Here is a 6103-nt window from a genome sequence, read left to right on the forward strand (position 1 = left end):
AAAAAATTTCCCTTTATTCTTGAAGGAATGTGAATTTCGGTTTAACTTTGGTACACCAAAAGAACAGCTCAAAACGTTGCGAAAATGGTGTGAGATTTAGGGCTAATCTACTACAGCCCCTTAAGTTTTGCTGCTATGGCAGTCTTCCTTCGCTTATCTGGCGATTTGCCTGTGGCTGAAAAAGCTATTTTTCGTAATGGCATTACGGCACTAATAAGTGGTTATATTGTTTGGAAAAACCATCAATTATTCTTCGGACATAAGGAAAATCGGCTTTTGCTGCTTTGCCGCTCAGTTACAGGACTAATTGGGATTTTAGTAGGTGTTTATATCATCGATCATCTCGTATTAAGTGATGTGGATATGATTGGCAAGCTCACCTCTTTTATTTTAATTATTCTCTCTGCGATCTTTTTAAAAGAACAAGCCTCTATAGCACAATGGATTTTATGTATTGTGGCGTTTATTGGTGCGCTTTTTATTATTAAACCAGCTCTTGATATTCGATTTATTCCTTATTTAATTGGTATTATTGGTTCTGTTTTTGCAGCAATTGCCTATTTATGTTTGAGATTACTGTCAAAAACAGAAAAATTGGAATCACCAAATACCATCGTTTTCTTTTTTTCTACATTCTCGACCTTGATATTATTACCTTTCGTCGCCATTGATTATGTACCACTAACTTCTATGCAATTAGTGTACTTAATTCTAGCGGGTATCACATCAGCAGTAGGGCAGTTTTGCGTAACCACTGCGTATAAATACGCTGCGGCTAAAGATATTTCAATCTATAGCTACGCATCAGTAATCTTTAGTGCAGTTTTAGGAGCAATGCTTTTTGAACAATACCCTGATGCGTGGAGCTGGCTAGGTTATGTTATTATTTTTATAGCAAGTTGGTTTATGTTTGTTTTAACGAAAAGGCAAGCAAAGTGAAATCATTAATCTTTACCATAAATTTTGTTAGAATAGCACCACTTAGTTTACGAAAAGGATAAAAAATGCAATTTATTGGAAAAATAATTGGCTTTATTTTAGGCTACCAAATCTTTCACGGTCTATTTGGTGGACTATTAGGGGCATTTATTGGGCATTTGGCAGATAAAAAACTGTATGCCTTAGGCACGGTACGCTCGAGTACTTTTGGTAAAAATCTTACTCGCCAATCGCTTTTCACTCAAACAACTTTTGCCGTTTTAGGGCATATTGCAAAAGCGAAAGGGCGTGTAACAGAAGCCGATATTGAATTAGCTCGTGTATTAATGGCTCGCCTAAAATTAGATGGTGCAGCTCAACAATTAGCTCAAGAGGCTTTCACATTAGGAAAAGAACCTAATTTCCCTCTACGCCAAGTTATTCAAGAGTTTCGTGAAGCCTGTGGGGCAAGAACCGATTTACTGCGTTTCTTTGTTGAAGTACAAATGCAAGCCGCATTGCAAGATGGCGAATTAGACGCAAAAGAACAACAAATTCTGTTTACCATTGCTGAAACAATGGGAATGTCTCGCTTCCAATTTGAGCAAATGATTGCAATGATTATGGCGGCTCAACAATTCCGTAACGGTGGTTATTATCAGCAAAGTGGTAGTTATCATCAGCAATCTCAAGGTGGGTATCAGGGAAGTTATCAGCAGCCGGCGCAACCAAGTATTGAGGCTGCTTATACCGTATTAGGCGTAACGGCACAAGACGATCAAAATACCGTTAAACGGGCTTATCGCAAGTTAATGAACGAGCATCACCCGGATAAATTAGCAGCAAAAGGCTTGCCTGATGAGATGATGGAGTTGGCAAAAGAGAAAGCCCAACAAATTCAAGCAGCATACGATTTAATTTGTAAAGTAAAAGGGTGGAAATAATGGATTCACGCTCGCATATCATTCCGCTATTTTTAGCTATCGTCATTACTGTGATTGCCGTTTGGTCTGGCTTCAATCCGGCAGATAGAGCGGTGTGGTATGCGGAAGTTGCCCCCATTTTTGTGGTATTCGGTTTGCTGATTATCACTTACCCGAAATTTCAGTTTAGTGACTTAGCCTATTTTCTGATGTCGCTATGGTTGATTATGCACTTAATCGGAGCAAAATATACGTTTGCTAATGTGCCGTTTGATTGGGCAAACCAATTCCTCACGCCATTTTTAGGAGAAGATCGTAACCATTTTGACCGAGTAGCACATTACATTATCGGTTTTTATAGCTACCCGATGGCAGAATGGCTATTGCGTAAACGTAAATGTACCTTCGGGGTTGCCCTCTTTTTCTCGCTGTTTTTTATTATGTCTGTGGCGGCTGCTTACGAAATTATTGAGTGGCAATATGCGGTGATTGAAGGCGGAAATGCAGGCATTGAATTCTTAGGCTCGCAAGGTGATATTTGGGATGCTCAAAAAGATATGTTAGCCGATACTTTAGGGGCAGTAACCGCATTAATTATTTATGTAATCGCCCGCCCTGATTTGCGTATTCACGATAGATATTTTTAACCTTCAAGCGGTTGTTTTTTGCTGATTTTTTGCAAAATGTTGAGGAAAAATAACCGCTTGTCATTTTATTTTAACTGATGAACTCAATTCCAAAAGTCATTCTCGCCCCGATGCAAGGGGTGTTAGATCCTTTTGTTCGTAATCTTTTAACCACTGTTAATGAATACGATCTCTGCATTTCCGAATTTGTGCGGGTGGTAGATCAAAAATTGCCCAAAAAAGCCTTTTACCGTTTAGCTCCGGAGTTATATCAAGGTGGATTGACGGATTCCGGTACGCCTGTTCGAATCCAAATTTTAGGGCAATACCCAGAATGGTTGGCTGAAAATGCGGCACTTGCGATTGAGCTTGGTTCACACGGGGTAGATCTCAACTGTGGCTGCCCCTCTAAAACGGTAAATGGCAGCAATGGTGGGGCTTCGTTATTAAAAGATCCGGAACTGATTTATCGTGCAACCAAAACGATGCGTGAAGCTGTGCCAAGCGATAAAATCGTTTCCGTAAAAGTGCGATTAGGTTGGGATTCCGTTAGCCAATGTTTTGAAATTGCCGATGCGGTAGAACAGGGTGGAGCGAATGAAATTACCGTTCACGGGCGAACCAAAGTAGATGGTTATCGAGCAGAAAGAATTAATTGGCAGGCGATTGGCGAAATTCAACAACGGCTGTCTATTCCTGTTATCGCCAACGGCGAAATTTGGGATTTTGAATCGGCAAAAAATTGCCAAAAAATAACCGCTTGCAAGGCATTAATGATTGGGCGTGGGGCGTTAAATACGCCGAATTTAAGCAAAGTAGTGAAATATAATGTTCCGAAAATGGCATGGAATGAAGTGCTACAGCTATTGTTTAAGTACGTTCAGATGGAAAATCAGTTTGATACCGGTTTTTACCACGTTGCTCGCATCAAACAATGGCTACGTTATTTGGATAAAGAATATCCTCAAGCGGTAGAATTATTTGATATCTTGAAAACCGAACACGGCTATGATGGTCTAAAAGCACATATTGAAAAGGCGGTGGGCTAAATGAGTAAACAAATTTTTAATGAAGAAGAGTTAAAAATAACCGAGCATTTTGAACCTAAACAAGAGTTTGATCTCGAAAATGCGATTATTGAAGAAGAGGAAAAAGCAGTTGAGGCGGAGCTGATTATTGAAGAAAGCCTCAAGCCTTCCCGCTTTTGGATTCGAGTACTACTTGCAACACTTGCCTTATTTGGCGTGGCGGTAATTGCTCAAAGTATTCAATGGTTGATTGATACGTTCCAGCAAAGAGAGTGGATCTATTTTGCGTTCTCGATCGTGTTTTTTATTTTCAGCTTGCTTGGCATTGGGGCGATTATTTCCGAATGGCGAAAATTGGTCTATTTGCGTAATCATCAGAAAAATCAGCAAGTCAGCCAGCAGCTTTTATTGGAACAACTTCCCTCGAATGATGGCGAACAAGCGGTCAAATTTTGTGAAAATATTGCAAATCAGCTTAACCATTTGCCGACCGTTTCTCAGGCCGAGCAACGCTGGAAAAGCCAGCTTAACGAGGCTTACAATGCCAAAGAGGTACTATATCTGTTTAGCGAAAATGTGCTAAAGCCGATAGATAAACAGGTTAAGCAGATGATTTCCCGCAATGCGGCAGAAAATGCGGTGATTGTGGCGGTTAGCCCGCTGGCAATAGTTGATGTGTTGTTAATGGCGGCAAGAAATATCGCTTTAGTGAATAAAATTACCAAAGCCTATGGAATGGAACTAGGCTACATCAGCCGCTTAAAACTGTTCAAAATGGTTTTAAAAAATATGGTATTTGCTGGAGCAACGGAAATTGCCACCGATGTGGGTATGGATTTCTTCTCGCAAAATCTTACAGCGAAATTATCGCTCCGTGCTGCACAAGGTATTGGTGTAGGATTGCTAACGGCAAGGCTAGGCATTAAAGCAATGGAATTTTGCCGCCCTGTTGCTTTTCAAGCCAATGAGAAGCCAAGAATTTCAGCTATTCGTCAGGAGTTGCTTACTTCGGTCAAAAATACGGTATTTGCTAAAACAGAAACGAAAGAAAAAGTGTTCTCTGATTAGAAAATGCTATGGGCGGACAATGTTCCGCCCTTAATATTATCGTTTGTATTGGCTTGTTGGCACATTATCCAAATGGTCGGTATTATTAAATTCCAGCACCGTTGCTTTGCCATTCTCTACTTCTACTTTCGTAATGGCAGTATTGATTATAAAGCTATGTTTTTCTTCATTGCGGAAATCTTGCCATTCAATGCCTTTTAACACTGCCGTGAGTAAGGTCAGTGTCATACCATGTGAAACAATCAGCACTTTGCCGTCATTTTTGTGTAGCTCGGCAATTTGATTAAATGCCTGAGTCGCCCGTTGATATAGTTGCTCAAATCGCTCGCCGCCGTTTGCTTTTGCTTGGTATTCTGCAGGTGTGCGTTTCATTACCCAATATTCATCGTTTTCTTGCAAATCGACAGATTTCATTCCCTCCCAACTGCCGAAATCAAATTCATTCAGCCCTTTATGGTGGAAATGCGGAATATCGCTCAATTTATTTTCCGCTAAAATATAATTTGCAGTATCTTGAGCCCGTTTCTGCATACTGGAGTAAGCGGCGGTAAACGGAATATGTTTTAACGCAATGCCGGTTTTCTTCGCACCAATAATTCCTTCTTCCACCAGAGCGGAATCGTCTGAGCCTTGTAATCTGCCTTCAATATTCCAAACGGTTCTGCCGTGTCGAACTAAATAAATGGTAACAGCCATCGTAATTCCTTGCTAAAATAGTCAAAAATAAACGAGATTATAGCAAAATGACCTTAACATTGCCTATTTGTTATCAGCACCCCGATTTTATTATTATCAACAAGCCTGATGGTTTAAGTGTGCATAAAGACGAGACGGAAATCGGCTTAACGGAAATGATGGCTCGCCAGCTTAATGTTGAACAGGTTTGGCTGGTTCATCGCCTTGATAAAATTACCTCTGGATTGTTGATTTTAGCCTTAAATAAAGAAGCGGCTGCGAAGTTTTATCATTTATTTGAACAACATAAAATTCGGAAAACCTATTGGGCATTAAGCGATAAAAAACCGAAGAAAAAGCAAGGCAGAATTGTAGGCGATATGGAAAAAATCCGTAATGGAGCGTGGAAATTGTGCCACAGCAAAGATAACCCTGCAGTAACACAATTTACCTCTAATACGCTTGAGCCATCACTTCGTCATTTTATTTTGCAGCCGAAAACAGGCAAAACCCACCAACTAAGGGTGGCAATGAAAAGTTTAGGCAGCCCGATTCTAGGCGATAAACTTTATTCAGGAACTGCGGTTGACCGGGTGTATTTACACGCTTATCAACTTGAATTTGAATACGAAAATGAACGGATTTGCGTTCAAGCAGAGCCTACAAGTGGTCATTTTTGGCAAAAAATTTGCATATAATAATATGCTACAGCCTCGTAGGGGCGGGTCCAGTGTCCGTCCGAATAACTTTCATCACAAAAACCGAACAGTTGCACGAACACAACCCGAATACAAGGCAGGTTACGATGAATGAACTTAATTTCTGTGGCATTGATGTTGCTAAACGTAGTTTTGTTGTCGGTATC

The 6103-nt window shown here is 40.3% G+C and carries 7 protein-coding genes and 1 pseudogene; 7 read left to right on the plus strand and 1 reads right to left on the minus strand.

The features are described 5' to 3' along the window. The 6 genes and pseudogenes from ACERCG_RS11885 to ACERCG_RS11910 form a co-directional block, all read left to right on the plus strand. Positions 1-100 (plus strand): annotated as a pseudogene (locus tag ACERCG_RS11885) (IS1595 family transposase); the annotation flags it as partial. 5 nt (positions 101-105) lie between these two features. After that, on the plus strand, positions 106-939 hold the full coding sequence (locus ACERCG_RS11890; RefSeq protein ID WP_373612273.1) for a DMT family transporter: 834 nt from the start codon (positions 106-108) through the stop codon (positions 937-939). A gap of 65 nt (positions 940-1004) precedes the next feature. Then, positions 1005-1862 carry a co-chaperone DjlA gene (gene djlA / locus ACERCG_RS11895; RefSeq protein WP_373612267.1) on the plus strand — a complete coding sequence of 286 codons (858 nt, stop codon included), beginning with the start codon at positions 1005-1007 and terminating at the stop codon, positions 1860-1862. Continuing rightward, the gene (locus ACERCG_RS11900; protein WP_373612268.1) at positions 1862-2488 is read left to right on the plus strand and encodes a DUF2238 domain-containing protein; all 627 of its coding nucleotides are present in this window, start codon (positions 1862-1864) and stop codon (positions 2486-2488) included. Before djlA ends, ACERCG_RS11900 begins: the two co-directional genes overlap by 1 nt. A 77-nt stretch (positions 2489-2565) precedes the next feature. Next, positions 2566-3516: a tRNA dihydrouridine(16) synthase DusC gene (gene dusC / locus ACERCG_RS11905; RefSeq protein ID WP_373612269.1), complete on the plus strand. Its 951-nt coding sequence runs from the start codon at positions 2566-2568 to the stop codon at positions 3514-3516. After that, positions 3517-4563: a TIGR01620 family protein gene (locus tag ACERCG_RS11910; RefSeq protein ID WP_373612270.1), complete on the plus strand. Its 1047-nt coding sequence runs from the start codon at positions 3517-3519 to the stop codon at positions 4561-4563. Positions 4564-4599: 36 nt separating this feature from the next. Here the strand turns inward: ACERCG_RS11910 and ACERCG_RS11915 are convergent, their stop codons facing one another. After that, positions 4600-5259 carry a histidine phosphatase family protein gene (locus ACERCG_RS11915; RefSeq protein WP_373612271.1) on the minus strand — a complete coding sequence of 220 codons (660 nt, stop codon included), beginning with the start codon at positions 5257-5259 and terminating at the stop codon, positions 4600-4602. Between the two features lie 47 nt (positions 5260-5306). Here ACERCG_RS11915 and ACERCG_RS11920 point away from each other — a divergent pair, with 47 nt between their 5' ends. Further along, positions 5307-5936, plus strand: coding sequence for a TIGR01621 family pseudouridine synthase (locus ACERCG_RS11920; protein ID WP_373612272.1), 630 nt, complete (start codon positions 5307-5309; stop codon positions 5934-5936). Positions 5937-6103 lie beyond the last annotated feature (167 nt).

Source organism: Mannheimia sp. E30BD (genome assembly GCF_041807785.1).
Taxonomy (GTDB): domain Bacteria; phylum Pseudomonadota; class Gammaproteobacteria; order Enterobacterales; family Pasteurellaceae; genus Mannheimia.